Annotated in this window: 21 protein-coding genes; 11 read left to right on the forward strand and 10 right to left on the reverse strand. The window is 72.1% G+C overall.

Going from position 1 to position 22,542, the window contains the following annotated elements:
• Window positions 1-19 precede the first annotated feature (19 nt).
• The gene (locus OG344_RS01620) at window positions 20-883 is read left to right on the forward strand and encodes an NAD(+)/NADH kinase (RefSeq protein ID WP_405086652.1); all 864 of its coding nucleotides are present in this window, start codon (window positions 20-22) and stop codon (window positions 881-883) included.
• A gap of 1 nt (window position 884) precedes the next feature.
• Here the strand turns inward: OG344_RS01620 and mgrA are convergent, their stop codons facing one another.
• From mgrA to OG344_RS01640, 4 genes are all read right to left on the reverse strand, one after another.
• Window positions 885-1,889 carry an L-glyceraldehyde 3-phosphate reductase gene (gene mgrA, locus OG344_RS01625; RefSeq protein WP_405086653.1) on the reverse strand — a complete coding sequence of 335 codons (1,005 nt, stop codon included), beginning with the start codon at window positions 1,887-1,889 and terminating at the stop codon, window positions 885-887.
• Between the two features lie 111 nt (window positions 1,890-2,000).
• Complete coding sequence (locus OG344_RS01630; protein WP_405086654.1) at window positions 2,001-2,777, reverse strand: aminotransferase class IV; 777 nt, start codon at window positions 2,775-2,777, stop codon at window positions 2,001-2,003.
• Between the two features lie 82 nt (window positions 2,778-2,859).
• Entirely contained in the window at window positions 2,860-3,492 is a 633-nt protein-coding gene (locus OG344_RS01635) for a hypothetical protein (RefSeq protein ID WP_405086655.1), read from the reverse strand.
• Between the two features lie 112 nt (window positions 3,493-3,604).
• Window positions 3,605-3,862, reverse strand: coding sequence for a hypothetical protein (locus tag OG344_RS01640; protein WP_405086656.1), 258 nt, complete (start codon window positions 3,860-3,862; stop codon window positions 3,605-3,607).
• A gap of 196 nt (window positions 3,863-4,058) precedes the next feature.
• Between OG344_RS01640 and OG344_RS01645 the strand changes: the two genes are divergently transcribed.
• Window positions 4,059-5,402, forward strand: coding sequence for a multiprotein-bridging factor 1 family protein (locus OG344_RS01645; RefSeq protein WP_405086657.1), 1,344 nt, complete (start codon window positions 4,059-4,061; stop codon window positions 5,400-5,402).
• Between the two features lie 16 nt (window positions 5,403-5,418).
• Here OG344_RS01645 and OG344_RS01650 read toward each other — a convergent pair whose 3' ends face one another.
• Window positions 5,419-6,072: an HAD family hydrolase gene (locus OG344_RS01650; RefSeq protein ID WP_405086658.1), complete on the reverse strand. Its 654-nt coding sequence runs from the start codon at window positions 6,070-6,072 to the stop codon at window positions 5,419-5,421.
• 334 nt (window positions 6,073-6,406) lie between these two features.
• On the opposite strand from OG344_RS01650, the gene OG344_RS01655 reads away from it, so the two are divergent.
• Window positions 6,407-8,023 (forward strand): hypothetical protein, encoded by a 1,617-nt coding sequence (locus OG344_RS01655; protein ID WP_405086659.1) that lies wholly within the window; start codon window positions 6,407-6,409, stop codon window positions 8,021-8,023.
• Window positions 8,024-8,151: 128 nt separating this feature from the next.
• Window positions 8,152-8,349: a hypothetical protein gene (locus OG344_RS01660; RefSeq protein WP_405086660.1), complete on the forward strand. Its 198-nt coding sequence runs from the start codon at window positions 8,152-8,154 to the stop codon at window positions 8,347-8,349.
• Window positions 8,350-8,419: 70 nt separating this feature from the next.
• On the opposite strand, the gene OG344_RS01665 is transcribed toward OG344_RS01660, so the two are convergent.
• Window positions 8,420-8,701 (reverse strand): hypothetical protein, encoded by a 282-nt coding sequence (locus tag OG344_RS01665; RefSeq protein WP_405086661.1) that lies wholly within the window; start codon window positions 8,699-8,701, stop codon window positions 8,420-8,422.
• A 405-nt stretch (window positions 8,702-9,106) separates the two neighbouring features.
• Here OG344_RS01665 and OG344_RS01670 point away from each other — a divergent pair, with 405 nt between their 5' ends.
• Genes OG344_RS01670 through OG344_RS01695 form a run of 6 tightly spaced genes read left to right on the forward strand, consistent with a single transcriptional unit; the run spans window position 9,107 to window position 14,233 of the window.
• A complete protein-coding gene (locus OG344_RS01670) occupies window positions 9,107-9,904 on the forward strand; it encodes a hypothetical protein (RefSeq protein ID WP_405086662.1) in 798 nt (265 codons plus the stop codon).
• Window positions 9,905-9,909: 5 nt separating this feature from the next.
• Window positions 9,910-10,632, forward strand: coding sequence for a hypothetical protein (locus OG344_RS01675; RefSeq protein ID WP_405086663.1), 723 nt, complete (start codon window positions 9,910-9,912; stop codon window positions 10,630-10,632).
• Between the two features lie 38 nt (window positions 10,633-10,670).
• The gene (locus OG344_RS01680; protein ID WP_405086664.1) at window positions 10,671-11,936 is read left to right on the forward strand and encodes a hypothetical protein; all 1,266 of its coding nucleotides are present in this window, start codon (window positions 10,671-10,673) and stop codon (window positions 11,934-11,936) included.
• 10 nt (window positions 11,937-11,946) lie between these two features.
• Window positions 11,947-12,507 (forward strand): TerD family protein, encoded by a 561-nt coding sequence (locus tag OG344_RS01685; protein ID WP_405086665.1) that lies wholly within the window; start codon window positions 11,947-11,949, stop codon window positions 12,505-12,507.
• The gene (locus OG344_RS01690; RefSeq protein ID WP_405086666.1) at window positions 12,504-13,589 is read left to right on the forward strand and encodes a DUF475 domain-containing protein; all 1,086 of its coding nucleotides are present in this window, start codon (window positions 12,504-12,506) and stop codon (window positions 13,587-13,589) included. The genes OG344_RS01685 and OG344_RS01690 overlap by 4 nt, the downstream gene beginning before the upstream one ends.
• Before the next feature lie 5 nt (window positions 13,590-13,594).
• Window positions 13,595-14,233, forward strand: a complete 639-nt coding sequence (locus OG344_RS01695) for a hypothetical protein (protein WP_405086667.1) — start codon at window positions 13,595-13,597, stop codon at window positions 14,231-14,233.
• 71 nt (window positions 14,234-14,304) lie between these two features.
• Here OG344_RS01695 and OG344_RS01700 read toward each other — a convergent pair whose 3' ends face one another.
• The 4 genes from OG344_RS01700 to OG344_RS01715 form a co-directional block, all read right to left on the reverse strand.
• Window positions 14,305-15,708 (reverse strand): hypothetical protein, encoded by a 1,404-nt coding sequence (locus OG344_RS01700; RefSeq protein ID WP_405086668.1) that lies wholly within the window; start codon window positions 15,706-15,708, stop codon window positions 14,305-14,307.
• Complete coding sequence (locus OG344_RS01705; protein WP_405086669.1) at window positions 15,705-18,644, reverse strand: CHAT domain-containing protein; 2,940 nt, start codon at window positions 18,642-18,644, stop codon at window positions 15,705-15,707. The genes OG344_RS01700 and OG344_RS01705 overlap by 4 nt, the downstream gene beginning before the upstream one ends.
• Complete coding sequence (locus OG344_RS01710) at window positions 18,641-19,198, reverse strand: hypothetical protein (protein ID WP_405086670.1); 558 nt, start codon at window positions 19,196-19,198, stop codon at window positions 18,641-18,643. Before OG344_RS01710 ends, OG344_RS01705 begins: the two co-directional genes overlap by 4 nt.
• Window positions 19,199-19,261: 63 nt before the next feature.
• Window positions 19,262-19,951, reverse strand: a complete 690-nt coding sequence (locus tag OG344_RS01715) for a Crp/Fnr family transcriptional regulator (protein WP_327047491.1) — start codon at window positions 19,949-19,951, stop codon at window positions 19,262-19,264.
• A gap of 217 nt (window positions 19,952-20,168) precedes the next feature.
• On the opposite strand from OG344_RS01715, the gene OG344_RS01720 reads away from it, so the two are divergent.
• A complete protein-coding gene (locus tag OG344_RS01720; protein WP_405086671.1) occupies window positions 20,169-22,532 on the forward strand; it encodes a M48 family metalloprotease in 2,364 nt (787 codons plus the stop codon).
• The last annotated feature ends 10 nt before the right edge of the window (window positions 22,533-22,542 follow it).

A 22,542-nucleotide genomic window follows, 5' to 3' on the forward strand; every position in this document is an offset into this window, starting at 1 on the left:
CCCCCGTACAGTGAGGGACATGGGCATGGTCAGCACCGTCGGTCTCGTCCTGCACCCCGAGCGCGACTCGAAGGAGGCGATCGACACCATCGTCGAGTGGGCGCGCAACCGGGGCTGCCCGGTGCTGGGCCTGCCCGACGAGGTCGGGCGCATCGACTGCAGCGCGGTCTCGGTGGACGCCCAGACGCTGGTGCGGCAGGCCGACCTGCTGGTCAGCCTCGGCGGCGACGGGACGATGCTGCGCACCATGCGCCTGATCGCCGGGCGGCCGACGCCCGTCCTCGGCGTCAACCTGGGCCGGCTCGGCTTCCTCGCCGAGATCGACGTCGCGGACCTCGCGCCCGCGCTGTCGGCGATCGACGAGCACCGGTACACGGTCGAACCGCGCATGGCGGTCCGGGCGACCCGCCCCGACGGCCGGACGGTGACCGCCTTCAACGACATCGCGCTCGTCCGCATCCCCGGCGACGGGCTCGCGGCCGTGTCCGTCTCGGTGTACGGCGAGCCGTTCGTCCGGTACGCCGCCGACGCGGTGATCGTCTCGACCGCCACCGGGTCGACGGCGTACAGCTTCTCGGCCGGCGGCCCGATCGTCTCCCCCACCGTCGAGGGCTTCATCGTCGTCCCGGCCGCCGCGCACTCGGCGTTCAACCGGGCGCTCGTCCTGTCCGCCGACGAGGAGGTGACACTCGACGTGCTCCCGACGAGCGGACAGCTCGCGATGGAGGTCGACGGCGCCATCGGCGGCCATCTGGGCCCGGGCGACCGGCTCACCGTGACGGCGCTGCGCGCCGCGGCCCGCGTGGTGCGGCTCGGGACGACGACCTTCTACGACCGGGCCCGCCGCAAGCTCCGGGTGAACGGCAGCGCCGAGGTCGACTAGGTCAGGCGGCGCGCAGCAGGTTCTCGATGTCGGCCAGCTCCTCCGGGGTGAGCGGCGGCGCGGCCAGGGCGGCGGCGTTCTGCTCGAACTGCTCCACCGAGCTGGCCCCGACCAGGACGGACGTGACCCGCCGGTCGCGCAGGATCCACGACAGCGCGAGCTGCGCGAGCGACTGGCCGCGCGCCTGGGCGATCTTGTCGAGGCCGCGCAGGGTGTCCAGCAGCCCGGGGGTGAGCCGGTCGCGCGTGAGGAAGTGGCCGATCGCCATCCGTGAGTCCGCCGGCACCTCACCGTCGAGGTAGCGCCCGGTCAGCAGGCCCTGCGCCAGCGGCGAGTAGGCGATGCAGCCCGCCCCGGACCGCTCCAGGACGTCGAGCAGGCCGTCCTCCACCCAGCGGTCGAGCATCGAGTAACGCGGCTGGTGGATCAGGAGCGGGGTGCCCAGGTCGCGCAGCGCGGCGGCGGCCCGCTCGGTCTCCTCCGCCGAGTAGTTCGAGATGCCCACGTAGAGCGCCTTGCCGGAGCGCACCGCCGTGTCGAGGGCGCCCATCGTCTCCTCGATCGGAGTGTCCGGGTCGGGGCGGTGGGAGTAGAACACGTCGACGTAGTCGAGGCCCATCCGGCTCAGCGACCGGTCGAGGCTCGCCAGCAGATACTTCCGTGACCCCCACTCGCCGTACGGGCCCGGCCACATGTCGTAGCCCGCCTTGGTCGAGACGAACAGCTCGTCGCGGAAGGGCCGGAAGTCGGCCCGCAGGTGGCGGCCGAAGTTCTCCTCCGCCGAGCCGTACGGCGGGCCGTAGTTGTTGGCCAGGTCGAAGTGGGTGACGCCGAGGTCGAAGGCGCGGCGCAGGACGGCGCGCTGCACGTCGAACGCGTGGCCGTCGCCGAAGTTGTGCCACAGGCCGAGGGAGATCTCGGGAAGCAGCACGCCGCTCCTTCCGCTGCGCCGGTACCGCATGTCGTCGTACCGGGCGGGGGCGGGGACGTAGGGGTGCGGGATCATCCGTGACCTTTCGCTCGTGCGGCCGGGACCGGTCCTTCACCGGCGCCTTCTCCAAGGACTACCAGGAAACCGCACGTGTCGACGGCCGCTCGCCCCCGGGGCCGCCCGCCCTCAGATCGGGTCCCAGGGAACCGACTCGTAGACCTCGGACAGCGTCCGGGCGAAGTCGTCGTCCACGGGGAGGGCGACGTCGCCGACCCGCCCGACGGGCGCGACGCCGCGGGAGTTGGCCACGAAGACCGACCGGTACGACGGCAGGTCGGCCAGCCGCACCGGCCCGCGCCGCGAGCCGATCCCGGCGGCCGGGAGGCGGTCCTCCAGCAGTCGCATGGTGACGCCGCCCAGGCTGGGCGCGTCGGGCCACACGACCGACGAGCCGTCGAAGCACCCGATGTTGGTGACGCCGCCCTCGGCGACGGCGCCGTCCGGACCGGTGAGCAGGACGTCGTCGAAGCCCTCGCGCTCGGCGGCCTTCCGGTGGTAGATCTGGCCGAACCCGCCGACGTGCTTGACGTGCGCGACGGGCCGCTCGTACGGCACCGGCTTCAGGCTCTGCCGCCCGGACGGCGGGGGCGCGGGCGGCAGCACCGCGACGAGGAGGCGCACCGCGTCGCAGTCATCCGGCCAGTAGGCCATCACCCGCACCGAGGCGTCGCGCGCGTCGCCGGCCAGAGCGTGCCGGACGCGCTCGCGCACCAGGTCGCCGTCGAGGCCGGCGCCGAAGAGCTCACGGTTGGCGGCGTCGAGCCGGGCGAGGTGCAGGCCGAGCCCCCGGGTGCGGCCGTTCCTGACCTGCAGGGCGGTGAAGTGGCCGTAGTTGACGAGTGCGGGATGCCATAGCGCCTCGGCCGTGGGTGGGCGGCCGTCGATCTCGACCCGGAGGAACACGATCTCCACGCTACAGGGCCGCCGCCGGCGGCAAAGGAGGGGACCCGCGGGCGCGGCGTCCCGAACGAAAGGATCGCGACCATCATGATCGGCTCGCCCGCCACAGGGCGACCGCGAGCCAGGCGCCGCCGATCGCCAGCAGCAGGCCGTGGGCGACCCGCACCGCCGGCGAACCGAAGAACTGGGGGATGAACAGCGCCATCCCCGCGGCCAGCGGGGCGCCGCTCCACCGGGGCAGGGTCCCCGACCGCCCGGCGGCGACGGCGGCCAGGACGGCGCCGGTGCCGAGCAGCACGAGTCCGGCCGCGAACATCGTGATCGCCACCGGGCCGAAGCGGAACTCGTCCACCAGCGCCAGCAGCGAGACGTCGTTGTCCCGCACCGCCCGCGCGCCGATGACGTTGAGCCCGAAGTCCTCCGCGCCGTAGTACGGCAGGGTGAGGCCGGCCCCGATCCAGGTCACCACCGCCGCCCGCAGGGCGAGGGGCCGGTCGAGCACCAGGTAGAGGCCGAGAGTCCCCAGCGCGAGCAGGACGAACCCGAGCATCCCGAACAGGTGCGCCGCAACCCAGGCGGGCGACGCCATCGTCGCGGCCCCGGACAGCGCCGTCTCGTCCCCGTACGGCCGGACCAGCGGATAGAGGAGGAACAGGATTCCGGCCACGAGAAAGGACAGCCCGGTCAACCGGGCACGGGCAGGCAGGGCGGCGTTCATGGGGGGCTCCATCGGCAGGCAGAGATTGAGACATCGCTCCGTTTCGAGAGCAATGCTCTCTCTTACGACTGCCGATGTCAACAAAGCCCTCTGCTCTCGCCTCTCGGCCCGCTCATGCCGTGGGGGCGGAGTCCGCGGCGATCGGGGCGATCGGGGCGAGGTCTGCGACGATTTCGGCGGTCACCTCCTCCTGGGCGGTCAGGGCGGCGGCGAGGCCCTCGGGGTCGTCGGCGTCGAGCGTCATCGCACACCCCCTCCGGATGGCTTCCAGGCCGACCGCCCCGCGCCTGGTGGCCCACCAGCGGCCGGCGTCCGACCGCCAGATGATCCAGCCGGTGTGGACCTGCGCGATGTCCTCCAACGTAGTCATGTCACCCATCTCCAACGGCTGCTCGCGGAAGTGGGCCAAGTCAAGCGCGTCCGCGACGGCGGCGGTATCAGCCAGGGGACGTCCAATCACAGCCAGTAGTCACGCGAACACGGAAACTCCCGTAGTGTCAGCGTGTCACGCCGACGCAGCGTGCACGCGGTCGCGCGCGAAGCGGTCATGCGAGGAGGGGTGCGACATGCCGGCCAGCCACCGTCATCCGCCGAATCGCCGGCTCGCATGGGAACGCCTGCAGCGCGGGTGGTCCTACGAGGAAGTGTGTGAACGCATCCGTGCGGCCATGCGGTCGTGCGGGGAGAAGGACACGGGCCTGACGGCGAACACCGTCCGCCGCTGGGAGACGGGCGACCGGTGGCCGGACCCGCGCTACCGCAAGCATCTCGTGACGATTTTCGGCATGTCCGCGAGCGAACTGGGACTGCTCACCCCCGACGAGATGGCCATGCGGCCGTTGACGGATGTGGTGGACGAGATTGGGAGGCTGCTGAGCATGATCACCGCAGACGGCATCGACCGTTCCACGTTCCTGCGGAACCTCTTCGGCGCGGGCGTGCTCGCCCCGCTCCTCGGCGAGGGCGGCGAGCGTCTCCCGGCGGCGGCGGTGGAGCGCGGGCGCGGGGTCGACGCCGAGTCGGCCGAGGCGTTCGCCCGGGTCGTCGACGGGCAGGCCGCGCTCTACTGGACCTCGCCCCCGGAGGAGATCTTCCAGGCGTCGGTGGCCCACACTCAGCTCGGCACGAGCCTGTTGCGCGCCGCTCCGGAGGGAGCGGTGCGGCAGACGCTCGCCGAGGCGGCCGCGCGCTCGGCCCTGCTGTCCGGCAGGGTGGCCTTCTTCGATCTGGAGGAATGTCACACGGCCGCGCGGCTGTTCCGGCTGGCCCTTTCGGCGACGCGGGAGTGCGGAGACCACCAGCTCGCCGCCGCCGTGCTCGCCCACGCGGCCTTCGTCCCCGGCTTCGGCGGCCGCCGCTCCGACGCGCTGGGGTTACTCGACGCGGCGTTCGCGCACGCCTGGCACGGCGTCGGCCCGCTGACCAGGGCGTGGCTCCACTGCGTCGCCTCGGAGATCACCGCCCGGTGCGGCGAGCCCAAGGAGTGCATGCGGCACATCGACCGGGCCGACCAGATGGTCGACACGAGGGGGGAAGACCCTCCCTGGCTGGACTTCTTCGAGCGCGCCCGGCTCGACGGCTTCGCCGGATACAGCGCGCTCACCGCCGGCCAGCACGAGGAGGCGGCCCGCCGGCTGCGCACGGCGCTCGACCATCTCGGCCCGAACGGCGGCAAACAGCGCTCGGTGCTGTTCGCCGACCTCGCCGCCGCGCATGCCCCGGCCGACAGCGACCAGGCCGCCGAGCACCTCAGGCGGGCCGTCGACGCGCTGGAGGAGCACTGGTACGCGATCGGCCACGAGCGCGTCCGCGGAGTCCTGGACGCGCTGCCGCCCGCGGCGGCGACGCGGCAACTCGGCGAACGGCTGACGGACCTCGGCCGCGCCAGGCTCCCCGAGCTCACGATGTGACCGGCGGGCTGAGCCGTCAGTCGCCGTTGTGCTTGCGGACCAGGGCGGGTAACTCGTCGAGCGAGTCGACGCGGAACAGGCACGCCCGGGTCACCTTCTCGTCCCGGACGACGTGCCCCCAGGGGCCTCGCCGTACGAGGGCGGTGCGCAGCCCGGCCCGCTGGGCGGGCCGGATGTCGTTGTCGAGCCGGTCACCCACGTAGAGAACCGACTCCGCGGGGCAGCCGGCCTCCGCCACCACGCGCTCGAAGAAGGCCGGGGCGGGCTTCTCCACGCCCCAGCCGTCGGAGGTGCCGATCACGTCCACGGGCAGGCCGAGGGTGCGCAGGATGCTTTCGGCGCGGGAGGTCTGGTTGCCGGCGAGCCCGACGCGCAGCCCCATCTCCCGCAGTTCGGCGAGGCACGGCCGCGCGTCGGGATAGAGGTTCTCCTCGCCGAAGGTCTCGGCGTGCCCCTCCCGGGCCCGGCGCTCCCGCTCGGCGTGGAGGTCGAACCCCGGCCGGAAGTGCTGGAAGGTCTCCCGGTAGTCCCCGCCGCGGGCGATGACGGCGCCGAACACGGCGGAGAAGGTGTGCCGTGGCACTCCGAGCCAGTCGGCCCAGGTGCCGTACTCCCGGGTCTCGTCCACCAGGGTCTCCCCGACGTCGAAGAAGACGGCCTCCAGCCGCATCGGCACCTCCGGTCACTCGCGTTTCGAGAACGATACGCGGACGCCGGGGGTCTCACTGCCCTCGTACGAGGACCGGAAGCGCCACAGGGCGCCGCCAGTACGAGGCACGGAAAGCGAAGAAGGTCACGAAGGGTGGCCGAGTTGTACGAAAACTGTGACGGCTGGCGCTTGATCGGCCAAACTGGATGCCGCACAACCCCCAGAAAAGGCGATGGGGAGCGGCCCTTCCGGGCGGCTCCCCTGCCTAAGTGCTTCCCAGGATAGCTTCCCGCCTGGCATGCTCGCAACCAGTAACGCGGCGGTCACGCGGCCGAACCGAAAGGATCCGACACCGATGCGAGCCGCCACCGCAAGACCGGAGACCGGCACCCTGGTCAACGCCCGGGTGCAGGAACTGCTGGAGTCCTGGCGGCCCTGGCATCGCCGGCTGTGGGATGTGGGCACCGTGCTCGCGCTGCGCGAAGCCGTGGAGGCGGCTGAGTGGGTGGGACGCCATGTTCTCTCGCAGGGCTCCCTGGCCTGGTACGCACGCGAGTCGCTGCTGCGGAGGCTCAAGACCGACAGCGCGCTGGGCGACGGGCAGATTCGCCGGCACATCCACCTGACCTGCCTCAAACCGATCAGGCCGGGCGCCCGCAGCCAGCGGAACATGGCGCTCCTGTCGGACCTGGTCGCCGACGGCTATCTGAGACGCTGGCGTGACGTCCTCACCAGCGGTCACGTGCATGTGGAACGTTCCGCCCGGTGCATCGCCTCACATCTGCTCGACGAGGGGTTCCATCAGGATTTCCTCCGCCAGGAGATCAAGTCGCGGCTGGACGCGTCGGCCGGCTCGGTGGACCTGATCGATCTTCTCCTGGACCTGGAGTCGCGTGGCGATCAGGAGTACGAGGGGCTGATCGTCATCCAGGACAAGGTGCCCGCCCCGCAGGTGGCGCTCAAGTCTCCGCACTGGGTGCCGAAGGAAGAGGTGCGCCACCGCCTGCTCATCCAGTTTCCGCACGTCACCGCCGTCCGCGCGAGTGGAGGGCTGCTCTTTCGCGTACGGGCACGTGACCATGTCTCGGCGGTGCAGCAGGTGACCGAGCTGTTCGACCGGGTGCGCAACAGGGTGCGGTACCGGCGCGGGCAGACGGCGCTGGACGTCTATCCCCAGGTGTTCCTCACCGGCCTGGCGGAGCCTCAGGACTTCCGGCGGGGCGATCCGGCGGTCACCGTGCTCTCCCTGGAGCGGGTGGGCGTGCTCTACGACCTGCCCGACTCCGGCGCCCACGGCCTGCGCATCGACGACGCGCTCGAACTCGCCGCGCCGCTCACGGAGAGCTCCCCGAGCACCGCCGTCGCCGGAGCATGGGCCGCGATCGAGTCGCTGCTCTTCTGCGACACCGACGAGGCGGACCGCGAGGAGGGCCGGGCGGTGGCCGCGGACCGCGCCGCCGCGCTGGTGACCGCCGGGTGGCCGCGGGCGGAACTGACCGCGCTGAGCTACGACCCCCGCATCCGTGAGGGTGACCCGCGCCTGCGGCGCGACCTCGACGCGATCGGCGGCAACAACCGGGAACGGGTACGGCGCATGGTGCGGTGGCTGGCCGCCGACCCGGTCGTCCACCTGGACGATCCGGTGACGACGGCGGCCCTCGGGCGGATGCGCGAACTGGCCGCCGCGCCGTCCGTGACGCTCGGCCGCGTGGAGCGTTATCTGCGCGGCTGCTTCCGGCGCCTCTATCGCCAGCGCAACATCGTGCTGCACGGCGGGTCGACGCGCTCGATCGCGCTGCCGTCGACCGTACGGACGGCGGGGCCGCTCGTCGGGGCCGCGCTCGACCGGCTCGCGCACGGCCACGCGGTCTCCGGTGTCGCGCCGCTCGACATGGCCGGTCGCGCGGAGCTGGCGCTGCGGGTGGTGGAGGACGCCGATGGCTGGGGCCTGCACGAACTGCTCGGCTCCTGAGACCGCCATGAGGTCGTCTGACCATTTACTTCGAGGAATCGACCAGATTAAATCTTTATTTCCGGATCCATGGTGATCTGGGGCACAAGCAGTGGCGTGCCAGAGCGTACGAGGAGTGGTGCCCGGTGATGCTCGCACTGGTGAAGCGGATGGCCTGCGCCCTCGGCCGGGGATTCGTACGGCTCGGGCGATACTGGGCCGCCCAGTTCGGTGTACCCGGCGCCGTACTGTGGTCACACGAGCCCGACCCGGTACGGGAAACGGACGAGGCCGAGCACTGGGACTGGTCGATCCCCTACCTCTGGTACGAAGCCTCCCAGCACTGAGCCTCCCAGCACTGACCCGGGTCGTGCCGGCGCGGCCGGCGGCCCCGTGCGGAAGCACCGCGGCAGGTGGTCAGGCGCGGTGGCCGCTGATCTCCGCCTGGTAGCGGATCTCCCCGAAACCGGCGCCGCCGTACCCCACGAGCTCGACGCTGCCCGAGATGTCGCCGTCATCGTCGATTGTGATCGACAACTGCCCCGACACCGGGGCGTAGAGTCCGGCCAACAGGCCGGTTTCCGCCGTGAAGTTGTTGCCGAGCGTGGCGGCCACCCGCTCATCCGGCCTGACGCTGATCGTCCGGCCGGCCGTCTCGACGTACGCCAGGTCGATGCTGGGCCTCGTCCCCGGCCTCATCGTCGGTGTCGTCGTCCTCGGAGGTCTCCGTCTCCACGACCTCCGGCTCCGTGGTGTCCGGCTCCGTGGTCTCCGGCTCCGTGGTCTCCGGCTCCGCGGCCTCAAGCCCGGTGGCGAGCGCCGCGGACTCGCCGGCCGCCGGGACCGTGATCCCGGGTACGGCCACCGCGGGCGCCGAAGCGGCCGGCGACGTCCGATCGGCCCTCCAGCATGCGGCGGCCGAGATCGGAGAACCCCTGATAAAAGCGGGTTGTCGCGCACGCGGAGCGGGCGTACCTCGCGGTGGGTTATCCCGGGACCGCCACAACCGAAAACCGGATTTATGGGGTGTCTCGCACGCCTGCCTCTCGCATTCTGAGACCTGATCGAGCCAGACGGCACCGTGAAGGGAGGGGTCACGGCCAAATGGCGAAGGAAACGGACCCCGGGCAGGCCGGGGAGGCCAGGGAGGCCATCACCTGTGAGAAGGCCCGGCGAGCCGGCGTGGCCGACGGAGAGAAGACGGCGTACTACAAGATTTTCATTGAGGACCCCGCGTTCGAGCCTCCCGCCGTTCAGTGCATTTTCGAGCAGTTCGAATTTCAGCAGTCGGAGCTTCTGAACGAGCGGGCGAAGGCCCTGGGGCTGATCGAACAACAGACGCAGGGTGCCCTGGTAACCCTGAGCCAGCTGGTGAGCGAGGTTCAGGCGATCAGCGCCGGTCTCAACCCCGACATCCTCGCGTTGGAACGCGCCGGCGCGCCCCATCGGGGCGAGTCGTGGGACGAGGTGCGGTTCCTGACGCCGGAGGAGGCCGTCCGGATGCGGCTGGAGCAGAAGATCCGGAAACACAACGCGGACATCGAGGGTCACGTGACCCTGCTGACCACCGCGGACAGCAACTGGCTGCAGACGTGGTGGCGGTACAAGGAGGAGGCGCGCAAGGCGCTGCACGCGGCCGAGACCCTGGTCATCTGTTACCGGGACGGTCTCCTGAGCACCCACGAGAACGCCGGTGAGATCGCCCGGAGGTGGCGGCCCCGGCGGTTCGAACTGCTCGACGACTGGTTCGAGGACCCAGGGGCCCGGCTCCGGGCCGCGATTCCGAGAGGCGTCCGCGACAGCGCCGACCAGGCCTGGGAGCAGTGGCTCGACCTGTGGCGGCGTGACATGAACCCCCGCTCGATCGAGAGCGGCGACCACAACCACCACCCGGATCGGTGAACACCGTGAACACTCCTCCCCGGCGCGCCCGCGCGGCACTCGCGGCCCTCGCCCTCGCCACCCTGTCGGCCGCGGGCTGCTTCGCCGACGACAGACAGACGGCGTCCTGCGGCGTCGTCATGGACATCACCGGATTCCGTGGCTACGAGGTCTCGAAGTCCATCGTCGACCGGAACCTGCCCGCGTTCCTGGACGGCTGCGGATGGGTGGCCTACGCCGCGATCACCGGAAACTCGGAGGGCTCCCCGTGCCAGGAGGCGCCCATACCGCTCTACGCCGACACGAACAACGAACTCACCGACAAGAGAGTCCACCAGAAGCTGCTCCAGGAGGCCGCGGCACGAGCCGAACGCCTGCGGACCTGCGCCCTGGACGACGCCAGGGGGTCCGACGTCCTGGGCGGGCTCCGCGTGATGGCCGACCGGCTGGCCGCCGCGCCCGATTCCGGCGGGGGACGCAGGATCGCCGTGTTCAGCGACCTGATGAGCAACACGGGGGGTCTCGACCTGAGCGCGTGCGACGTCGGCGCCGAGTCCGCTCGTACGAGCATCGTGACCGGGTTGAAGGAAAAGGAGCTGATCGCCGATCTCGGGGGCTCGGCGATCGACGTCTACGGCTTCAACCTGCTGTCCGAGCGCCGGCCGGAATGCGTCCCCCCGCTCGAGTCCCTGTGGAAATCGATCTTCGCCACGGCCGGCGTCGGCGCGTCGAACCTCACCATCCATTAGCGATCCCCGCATCCCTCCCCGGAGGAGTCTCCATGCCCATGGCCGTGAAATCTCTCACCCGCACCCGGCAGGACGCGCACGACGTGACCGTTCCCCCGGCCAGGTGGCGGCCCGCCCACGTCCGCCTGCCCGACTGGGCCGCGCTGCGGAGCCGCGCGGAGTCCAGGGGCGCGGCGGACGCCGGAAGCAAGGCTCTCGACACGGTCACGATCAAGACGCAGGGCTTCGAACCGCAGCATCTCCTCGTCCTCGACGCCGAGCGGCAACTGGCCCTCGAAGATCTCAACGCGCAGTTCCAGGAGCAGGAGCTGGCCGCACGGTCCGCGCAGGCGGCCCACGTCAGGCACTCCGAGGCCGTCCAGGAGCAGTACGTCCGCGATCGCACCGCCTACGAGATGGCGCACGGACGGGTGGAGCGCCTGGAGCTCGGGCCGTCCCGGTGGGTGGGAGACGGCAGGCCCAGCTCGATCGCCCTCGGCGGCGGCCTGCGGGAGATGCTCCGCCTGTGGGGCGTGCCGGTGCTGCTCCTGCTCGTGCTGCTCACCATCGAGGTCCCCATCTACTACGCGACGTTCCTGGCCTGGGGCGACGCGACGATCATGACGTACGCGCTGGCCGTGGGCGCGATCTTCGTCTTCGTCTTCGGACCGCACATGTACGGCCGCAGCTTCCGCGAGTGGCAGGAACACCGCGGGCGGCGCGGGCGCCGGGCCGAGGACGACGAGGAGGGAGAAGGCGGACGTGGACGCCGGCGCGGCCTCGCCGGCCGCCCGGTCATCCTGTTCCTCATCCCGGTGATCTGGCTCGCCGCCATCGGCGCGGTCGTGTCGCTGCGGCTGGTGGCGATCTCCGGGACCACCGAGATCAGGCTGTCGGGTACGACCATCACGATCCCTCCGGCGACCGAGGGCTGGAAGCTGTTCGCCACCGTCGTCCTGTTCCTGGCATTGATGATCTTCACTGCTTTGATCGCCACGGAGCTGGGGCGCCGTACGGGCAACCCGAACGACCGGGATCTGAAGGAGCAGCGGATGAAGCTGCACCGTGCCGCGCAGGCCCTGGAGATCGCGCAGGCACGTCAGGAGGAGTCCGACAGGTACGGCGCCGAGCTCGGCGACTACCTGGCGACCCTCAAGCAGAAGCGGGACGTGTACACGGCGCAGATCGACGGCGGCTTCGACCATGTGGAGACCATCTACATGGACGCGCTCATAGGCGCGCTCGACGACCCGGACGCCTCACGGTACGGGCCGGCGATCCTCGACCGGCACCAGCGCCGTCATTACACCCAGGCGGATTCCTGAAGGACGTCAGATGAGTGTGAACCTCTCGAAGGGCGCCGACGCCCCGATCCGCGACCTGACCAGGATCCTCGTCGGTCTCGGCTGGAAGGCCGCGGGCGAGGACGCCGACCTCGACGCCTCGGCGCTGCTGGTGAGCGGAGCCGGCCGGGTGCTGACCGACAAGCACTTCGTCTTCTACCACAACCTGACCAGCCCGGACGGCTCGGTCGAGCATACCGGCGACGACCGGACCGGATCGAGCGGCGGAGACTGCGAGGTCATCCGGGTCGACCTCGCGGAGGTTCCCGGCCGCTGCGCGCGGATCGTCTTCGCCGTGTCGATCTACGAGGGCGAGGTCCGCGGGCAGACCTTCGGCCAGGTGCGCGACGCGTACATCCGGGTGGTCGACGAGACGACCTCCGCCGAGCTGATCCGCTACGACCTCACCGAGGAGGCGTCGGCGTACCCTGCCGTGATCTTCGGTGAGCTCTTCCTGCACAGGACGGGGTGGCGCTTCCGGGCGATCGGCGAGGGCCACAGCGGCGGGCTTCGCGCTATCGCGACCGTCTTCGGTGTGGACGTGGCCTCGTGATCCTCCGCATCTTCCGCTGGCCGCTCGGCGTGACGGCGTTCGGCCTGCTGACCGCGCTCGTGCTCGGCGGGCCGAAGGCCTTCGTGCTGGTGGCCGTCCTGGCGATCCTGGAGATCTCGCTGTCGTTCGACAACGCGGTGGTGAACGCGCGGGTGATCGAACGGATGAGCCCGCTCTGGCAGCGGATGTTCCTCACGGCCGGCATCGTGATCGCGGTGTTCGGGATGCGGCTGTTGTTCCCGCTGGTGGTCGTCGGGATCACCGCCCGGATGAGCCCGGGCGAGGCGATCGGGCTGGCGCTGAACGACGCCGCCGAGTACGGCAGGCGTCTGCACGAGGCGCACCCGCTCATCGCGGCGTTCGGCGGCGTTTTCCTTCTCATGATCTTCCTGGACTTCATCTTCGAGGAGCGCGAGTTCGCGTGGCTGGCCTGGCTGGAGCGGCCGCTCGCGCGGATCGGCAAGCTCGACCAGCTGTCCGTCGTGGTCGCCCTGGTCGTGCTGGTCGCGACCACCACCTACCTCGCTCCGGAACCCGGGCCGGCGCTCGTCGCCGGAGCTCTGGGGATCGTCACGTACCTGCTGGTCAACAGCCTGGGGAGGTTGTTCGAGGCGGAACAGCGGGAGGAGGACTCGCGGCGGCCGGGCCCGGCCGCCGCCGCCGGGCGGGCCGGCCTGTCCCTCTTCCTCTACCTGGAGGTGCTGGACGCCTCGTTCTCCTTCGACGGGGTCGTGGGCGCCTTCGCGATCAGCGACGAGCTCCTGATCATCGCCCTCGGCCTGGGGATCGGCGCGATGTACATCCGTTCACTCACGATCTTCCTGGTCCGCCGGGGCACGCTGGACGAGTACGTCTACCTGGAGCACGGCGCCCACTGGGCGATCGGGGCGCTGGCCGCGATCATGCTGATCGGCCTCGGCCGCTCCGTACCGGAGATCCTCACCGGCCTGGTCGGGCTCGCCTTCATCGGTACGGCGACGGCGTCCTCGGCCCTGCGCAACCGGCGCGAGAACGCCGGTCGGGACGCCGCCCCGGCCGGGGCGGCGCCGTCGCGCGGAACGTCACGCACAGATGAGAGGTGAAGACGGTGCCGGACGACCACAGAGGGCCGGACGACCACAGAGAGCCGGACGACTACAGAGAGCCGGACGACTACAGGGTGGTCCTCACCAAGGAAGCGCCGAGGATGTCGATCCCGCGCGGGGGCGGGCAGATGCGGATCAACCTCGACTGGAGATCGTCGGAGACGGTCCCCGTCGACCTGGACCTGTGCTGCCTGTGGGAGCTGACCGACGGCAGCCGGGGCTGCGTCCAGGCGCTCGGTGACAAGTTCCGGGTGCCGAAGGACGGCGCCGATCCGGTGATCATGCTGGACCGGGACGAGCGGCGGGGCGGCAGCGGCGGCGAGAACATGATCGTCGACATGGCGCAGGTCCATCTGATCCGCCGGATCCTCGTCTTCGCGCACATCTTCGACGGGGTGCCCAACTGGGCCGCGGCCGGGGCGGTCACCACGGTGTTTCCGGTGAGCGGCCCGCCCATCGAGGTCATGCTGGACGACGCCAACCCGCGGGCCCGGGTGTGCGCGGTCTTCATGCTCCACAGGGTGGGCGAGGAGCTCGGCATCCGCCGTGAGATGCGCTACTTCAGCCGGGGGCACCGGGGCATGGACGCGGCCTACCAGTGGGGCCTCACCTACCGGGCGGGGCGCAAGACGTACCACTAGAGAGTGTCCGAAAGGAGCGCCCCGGTCACCCGGGGCGCTCCGGTGTTCCCGCCTTCAGGCCGGCGAGCGCGTCAGGAGCCCCCGGCCCGGCGAACGGGAGGCGGCACCAGGATCCACGCGGTCTCCTCGAAGCCCTTCTCCGGCAGCTTGGCACTGACCTGCTGGAAGTCGTCGGGGTCCAGATCACCGCTCCCCTGTGCGACGACCTCCATGAAGACGGAGTCCGAAACGGCGATGACCATCGTCGCCGTCTCCTCGTTCGCGAGCGCGGCGCGGACGGACGGCGCGTCGAGCACGCGGTGGACCGCGATGACCGTCCGGCCGACGTATCCGTTCGCGCCGCGCCGGATCGAGCCCCGGCACATGGCGACCCGGAGCCGGAGCATCGCGTCCCTGTTCAGCTCGGCGTTGACGTCGTGCAACTCCAGTCGCAGCGCCCGCACGAGGTCGGGGATGACCCGCCTCTCCTCGATGTCCGGCGGCAGCGCCGCGAACTGACCGTCGCCCTGCTCCTGCAGGTCGACGCGGGACTCGTCGATGCCCGCCCGGCGCCGGGCGGCGGCCAGCACGGTCACCAGCCGCTTCTGCGCCCGCAGAGCGGCCTCGTCGTCGGTGAACCTGCTGTACTTCTCGATGTCCGTCGCGACGCACAGCCGCACGGCGGCCCCGCCGGTCTTCTGCCGCGCCCCCGCGTGCGGCCTCTCCGGCGCGGGAAGCGGCTCGCCGAAGGTCTCGGCCGTCGCCAGTGCGGCTTCCAGGAGATCCGAGCGCGTACGGCGGACCCGGCTGATCGTGGTGCCGACGACGAGGCTGCCCGCGAGGTCCGGAACGTCGCCGGGCAGTTCGAGCAGCACGCGCAGGCCGTACGACCGGCGGGTCAGCGGACGCCCGGGCTCGGCCGAGAGGGTGAACCCGAACGACGGGCGCCCCGCGCCGAAGACGCGCGGCTCCGGGTCGCCCGGCACGTCGCGCAGCCGGTTGAGCAGCCGCCGGTACCGCCCTTCCGCGCCAGCCGGAGCACCCGGCGACGCGGCCGGCGGCCCACTGCTCGGCCACGGGCCCAGGACGTCGTCCATCAGCGTCTCGCCCACCCCGAGACGCAACGCGACCGCGTCGTCGTCGACGAGGCGCACCTCGAACCGCACTCCCGTGTAACGGCGGTCGGCGGGCAGTTCCTCCAGGTCGAACGCGAACAGCGCCTCGTAGTGCCGTACGCCCATGGTCTCGGCGCGGCCGCGCAGCACCGGGGAGAGCGTCTCGTCCGGCACCGGGTGAACGAAGGGCCGGGCGATGTCCACCCCGGACTCGCGCGGGCGCTGCGTCCCGTGGCCGAGCAAATGCTCCGCCCCATACAGGTCGGAGCGGGCGAGCAGTTCCCCGGAGGGGAAGCCGTCCGGCGCCTCGGACGGTGCGTCGGACGGCGCGTCGTCGGCCTGCCCGTACGGACCAGGGAGGGCGGCTGTCTGGTCGGTCATCTCGGTGTCGCCTCTCTTGCCTGCGCCGTCGGAGCTTCCCCCGCGGCGCGCGTGACGGAGCCCAAGCCGAAGAACGTGAACGCCGCCCACAGGTGCGGCTCCTGCGCGGTGACCCGCTGGGCCGAGGCGGCACGGGCCTGTGCGTGCCGGAGAGCGCTCACCGGCTCCAGCCCGTCGAGCAGCCAGGACTCGTGGAAGTCGGCCATCAGGTAGAAGCCGGCGTGCTGGCCGACCGGGTAGAGGGTCGTGATCAGCCCGGTGGGCCCGGAGGTGAGGAACGCGCGGCTCAGTCCGATGACACCGTCCGCGGTCGCCGCTCCGCCGCCGGTCTCACAGGCCGCGAGGATCACCAGATCGGCCGCGAGGCCGAGCCCGGGCACCTCCAGGGCGCGCAGGTACCCGTCGTGACCGGCGGAGGGCGCGAGCACGAGGTACGACATCATCGGATCGTCGTCGACCTCGGTGACCGCGCGGCCGTGGGTGCCGAAGTACAGGACCGTCCCGGTGCCCGCGACCTCGCGCAGGGTCGCGGCGGTGGCCTTCTCCCCCGTGTACAGCCGGACGGGTTCGCCGTACATGCCGGTGATCTCGCCGAAACGTTCCTGCGTCCAGTCGAGTTGTGGCCCCTCGGGGAGCGGGCGCGGATTGACCAGCGCCACCAGTTCGGGAGGGGCGTTCGCGGGCCGTCCCGGGCGCGGCGCGGTCAGATCGGGGATCATGGCCAGCGCGGGCAGCACCCGGATCGCGTGGCGCTCGACGAGGTACGTCCCGGACGCGTCGCGGAGCGCGGCGAACGGCACGTGGAACAACTCGAGGTGCGGAACCACCGTGACCGGTTCGTCCGGATCGGCGGGCAGCAGGCCGGCCGGGACGACGTCCCACAGCACCTCGCCGAGCCGGCGCAGCGCGGCGGCCATCGCCGCCCGCGACGCCGCGTCGTGCCGCGCCGTCCGCGCGAGCCGGCCGAACTCCTTCACCGTCTCCTCCAGCCCGGCCCGGTCGACGCGGCGGGTGACCCGTGTGAGCGGGCCCCCGCGCGGCCAGACCCAGACGGTGAGCAGGTCGCCCGCGAGGAAATACTCGACGACGACGGCGTCGTGGCGGGTGAGGATGTCCCTCAGCCCCTCGCGGCTCACCGGCGGGGCGCCGCCCAGACCCCGGGCCGGATCGCCGGGTCCGGCCCGGTTCTCGCGCAGCGTGTCGCCGAAAGCGCGGGCCCGGGCCATCTCGGAGGCCACCAGGGCGTCCTCGGGCGCGTCGAGATCGAGCAGCAGCGTCACCATCCGCTCGTAGAACGGCAGTGCCTGATCAGTTGAGATGATCTTTTCCCAGTGGGAGTCGAGCAGGGCACGCCACACCTCGACGTAGCCGGCGGTGACACCGGCCGCCTCACGGGCCTGGTCCAGCACGAATCTCGCCGCGGCCGCGGGGGCCGACCGGGCGAGGCGGTCACGCATGAGAGCGAGCGCGTCGGCGCCGCCGCGTGCGGACAACAGCACCAGTTCACCCGCCGACCCGGGCTCGGGCGCCCCGTGGGCGGCCAGCGCGTCCGCCGTCTCCCGCATCGCGTCCTGACCGGCGGCCAGGGCGTGGTCCACGCGCGCCGCCGACGACTCGATCGTCTCCGGGCCGTCCGACGGCGATCCCGTCGAGCGCAGCACGCCGCACACGGTCTCGGCCGCCTCCGCGCATTCGGCCGCGGCGGCGGCGAGGCCGGAGGACGACGGGCCGGCACCCGCCAGATCCGCGATCCGGCGCAACGACTCACCCAGCGGTTCGGCCGTGTCCCGAAGGAACCGGAGCGTGTCGAGCCAGGGGGTGAAGGCCCCGGGCCCGAGCGTGATCTCACGCCGTACGTCCGCCGCGGCGACCAGCGCCGCGGGCAGGACGGCGAAGCGGGATCCGGCGAACGCGCAGCGGATCCGCGCGTCGCACAGCCCGAGCAGGTCGATCACGCGGCCGGTGCTCGTGGACGCCTCGCCGCCCGCGGACAACTCGGCCGCGCGGTCGAGGATCGGCGCGGCCTGGCCGAACCTCCCGGCGGCCAGCAACTCGATGCCGAGACGGCGCAGCGCCGCCCCGTCTTCGATCCTGTCTCCCACCCCGGAGAGGGTCGGCGGGGGCGCGTCCACTCTCGCGAGGACCACGAGTTCCCATCCGGCGCCCGGAGCCGCCGGCGCCAGGCCGACGGCGACGTCCGGGCCGCGCGCCAGCCGGAGGAACCCTCCGCCGTGCTCCGCGAACGCGCTCGCGGAGGAGACGGTCACGGTCGTGCCGTACGCCGGGCCGGCGACGACCCGCCACCTGCCCCGGAGCGACGCGGCGTCGAGCAGCGTACGAAGGCCCTCCAGGGAGGCGGGCCGCGGGGACGTGACCGGCTCCATCGCGCCGGGGCGGGGCTCGCGGGCCCGAGCGGACGCGACATCAGGAACCCGAACGGACGCGACATCAGGAGCCCGAGCGGCGCCGGGCCCCGGCATGCGGAGGTGGCCCCGGGGCGTGAAGCGCTGTCTCACGCGGGCGACGACGGCACTCCCCACCCAGCCGGGGCCCGTGTAGACGGCGTCGAACCACCAGCCGCCGGCGTCCTCCGAGAGGTACCCGTCCAGGGTGCCCGTTCCGTCCGGCCACGAGGTCGGCACCAGCGGAAAGGGCCCGTCCACCCGCCAGGAGCCGGTCAGCGGCTCCCCCGACGCCAGGCGCGCCTCGGCGGCGCCGCCGGGACGCAGCCACAGCTCGCCGCGGGCGAACAGCCGGAGCAGGAAGGAGTCCCGCGGTCGTGGCGGCACCTCACGCCACTCGGCGAGCCACCCGTCCGTCCGGTACACGGGCTCGGCGAGCAGGACCGTGGCGGGCTCGCCGGCGAGCGCCGCTCCGTCCCCGCTCACCTCCCCGCTCACCTCCCCGCTCACGTCGCCGCTCACGTCGCCGCTCACGTCGCCTCGCCGTACGCGTAGACGTACGCCGGGACGTGCCTGCCCTGCGCGGTCGCGGTGACCCGGCGGAACTGCTCCCGGTGCAGGCCGGTCGACTCCGGATAGGCCAGTTCGTCGAGGAGCCGGGCACTGAGGATCAACGCCAGATCGTGTTCGGCGCTTTCCAGCAGGGCCGCGCGGAGATCGTCGCTGCCGCACAGGTCGCGGGCGACCCGCACCGCCTGTCCGTCGAACCCCTCGTCGGTCAGCCGGACCAGCCCCTGGTGGAAGGAGATCCGGCAGCGCAGGCGGTGCGCGCCGGACAGCCGCCGGTTCAGCCGCCACAGCGCGTTGCGCAGTTCCCGGCTCAGATCGGAGACCACGCGCGCCTCGTTGACCCCCGAGCTCAACACGAGGAGGAGGCCCGACGGCAGGACCTGAAGAGCGATCTGGTCGACCCCGGCCGCCGCGCTCGCGCTCTCGACGACGTCGGCGACCGGGGAGTACGGATGGTCCACCGGGCCTTCGGCCTCCACCACCGCGCACAACCGCCGCACCGGGTCCGACCCGTCCATTCGCCCTCCGCCCACCCAGCCGCCCACCCAGCCGACCACACAGCCGCCCACACAGCGTCCTCGTCAGTCCTCCTCACTGTGCGGTCCCGGCGGCGGCCAGACTCCGTATTCCGGCGGGATTTCGCTGATTCCCGCCGCGTCGCACAGAGCCTGCCTGTCTCTGATCAGGATCCTTCCGTACCGCGTCTCGATCACCTTGCGGGCCTTGAGCTCCCGCAGGATCTTGTGCACGCTGTTCTCCCGGGAGCCGATCATGGCGGCCAGCTCCTGCTGCGTCAGGGACGCGATCAGCACGCCCTCGCGCGTCGCCTCGCCGTACCGGGTGGCGAGGTAGAGCAGCATCCGCACCGCGCGGACGGGTACGGGGGAGGTCCCGATCTCGATGCGCTGCCAGGTGGCGTGGCGCAGCTTTCCCACCACGGTCACGTTCACCGCGAGTGCCGCGCCGGGATGCCGGGCGAGGAAGTCGAGGAAATCGCGCTGACCGATCCTGCGCACGAAGCACGGGCCGACCGTCACCACCGACGCGACCCGGGGGCTGCCGTCCAGCGCGGCGAACTCCCCGACGAGGTCTCCCCCCGCGCGGATCGCGAGCAGGGCCACCTTGCCGTCCGCGCTGTTGCTCAGGACTTTCACGTATCCCTGGATGATGAGGAAGACGTGCCTGGTCCTCCTGTCACCCTCCATGACGATCGTCTCTCCGCTGGCCACCTGGAGCGGATCGCCGGCCGAGAGCATCTCGTCTCGCGTCACCGGGTCAAGCGAACCGAGAAAGGTATTGGGAGGCCATGGCCCCACCCGCCGGGGGCCATGTGAAGGTTCTGGCGTCGATGCGGCCATTTACGCTCCCTGGATTCACCACGGGATCAGATTTTTTCGATTTATAGCGCAAACTCCGCGAAAAGGCTGGATCGTTCCCAAGAAACAATGTCACGATCTGTCGGCGTCACCTCGACCCCGTGGAGGACCCGTGGACACGGTCGCATTCTGGTCCAGGCGCCTCGCCGAACATCTCGTTCCGGCCGAGGCCGCCTCGGCCGGACGTGTGGGCGAGGCGTATGTGGCCGGTGGCCGGCGGCGCCGCGACCTCCTGCGCGCCGCCGCCGCCGAACCCGGGGGCTTCGGCGGCGTCGGCGCCGGGGAACTGCCGATCATCCTCGACGCGCTCCGCGTCGTCTCCGGCGACCTGCTCGGCCTGCTGGCCTCCCATCCGCTGGTCAATCTGCTCATGATCCTGGCTCTCCGTTCGGGGCGGCCGGCCGCCGGCTTCGGCGTCCCTCCGCGCGCTCCCCGGCCCGGCCCCGCTGCCTCATCCGGCCACACTGCCTCACCCGACCCCGCTGCCTCACCCGACCCCACCCCCGTGCTCGACCAGACCATCGCCGGGCTCCGGAACCGGCTGCGGGCCCAGGGCGTCGCCGGCGACCGCGCGGAGTCGCTCACCTACGACACCCTCAAGCTGGTCTTCCAGCAGGACCGCGACCCCGCCGAGATCGAGGCGTTCCTCCGGGCGCTTTCCGGCAGCCCACCCGCGGGGCCTCCGGCCGGGCCGGCGACCACGCGGGCGCTCGCCGGAAGAGGCGGTGACTCCTCCGACTGGCTGCTGCCGCCATGGCTCTGGTTCTACTTCCTCGGGGTCCTCGCCCCGGGCGTGCCCGGGGCGCTGGACGGCCTCCGGCAGGACGCCGACGGCATGACGGTGCTCGTCGGCTCCCTGCTGACCAACGCCGAGCGTGGCGCGGCGGCGCTCCTGACCGCGACCGGGGCCCTGGAGTTCCTCCCCGCGCTGCTCCTGCTGGCCGGGATCGCCGGGGTGCTGTTTCCGGGGGCGCGCGGGCGATGGGCCGAACACCGGCACCGGCTGCTGCCCAGCGACGACCCGGTGATCGAGGCGATGACGGCCTTCGTCCGGAGCCACGCCCCCGCCGCCGGTGTCCGCCTCGGCGAACGGCACGACCGGCTGGCCCGGGTCTATCCGGTCGGCTGGCGGGAGGCGCGCGTCGCGGTCTACCCCCCGCTGGTGAGCCTGTGGAGCCGGGACCGGGAGGCGGCCCGGGCCGTGCTGCTCCACGAGGTCGCCCACCTGCGCCAGGGAGACCACCTGATCGTCGGTCTCGCCGGCCCGTTCGCCTGGGTCGTCAGGATGTGGGGCGCGGCCCTCGCCGTGCTCACGCCGGTGTCGGCGGTGTATCTCGTCGCGGACGGCGCCGGAGGGTCGTCGCTGTTCGCGGCCGTCCTGAAGGTCGTCGCCGCGCTCCCGATCACCCTGATCCTGCCCGTGGCGGGCCTCTGGGCCGCGGAGCTCAGCGCGGACCGTTACGCGATGAGCGCCGTCGGGCCCGCCGCGCTGGCCCGCGCCCTCGGCCCCGCCCGCCCGCGGGCGCACCCCGTCCTGCGTGCCCTCGCGCTGCTGAGCCATCCTCCGCTACGGCTCCGCCTGTGGGCCGCGCGCCTGTGGCCCGGCGGTACGGCGGCCCTGGCCGCTCTCTGGCCCCTGGCGATCGTGGTGCGCATCGCCGCGATCGTGGTCTTCCAGCTGATCGCCCTGAACCTCACCGGGTCCTCCTTCGGCGAGTCGGTGCGGACGGTGATCGGGGGGCTGCCCGAGTGGTTGTCGCCGGCCCGGACCCAGCTCACCGAGATCACCGCCCTCCTCGTCGCCTGGCCCCTGATCGCCCCGCTCTGGCTCCGCGTCTGGACGCCGGTTCACGCGTCCCGGCAGCGCTTCGCGCCCTACCTGGTCTCGGCCCTCGTCCCCGGCCTGCTCGCCTCGGGAACTCTCGGGGCCGGCCCGTCGACAGGCTCCGGGCAGGCCGGTCCGGTCCCCGGCGCCACCGCCACAGTCACGGCCGTGGTGACGACCGCCGCACCGCAGGCGACGGCGGACCGGACCGGCCTGATCGACGACCGGCCGTGGACCGGCCAGGAGCTTCCCGTCGACCTGCGCATCCAGGCTCCGTACCGGAAACTCGAACAGCACGGCGACGACCCGGAGTGGCGGAGCGTCGCGGCGGGGTGGCTCGGCGCGGGCGTCTGGCGGGCCGAGCGCGACGGACGGCTCGCCTTCTCCGACCTGGCGAAGCGGCCCGGCCTGCGACCGACGGAGGGCGGCTGGCTGCGGATCGGCGACACGGTGACCTTCTGGCTGCCCGTCGAGCGGGACGCGGCCGGCGAGACAATGATCATCGAGATCAACGGGACCATCGACCTCAGCGGTGGTCAGGCGGTCATGGACGCGCTGTGGGCGCGCAAGCCCGACGGCTCCGCGGCGGATCTGGGCTCCTTCCCCGCCCTGGAGTTCACCGCCGTCCTCGACGTCTCCACCGCGCCCTGACGCGCTGATC

The sequence above is a fragment of the Microbispora sp. NBC_01389 genome (assembly GCF_045040095.1).
GTDB lineage: Bacteria > Actinomycetota > Actinomycetes > Streptosporangiales > Streptosporangiaceae > Microbispora.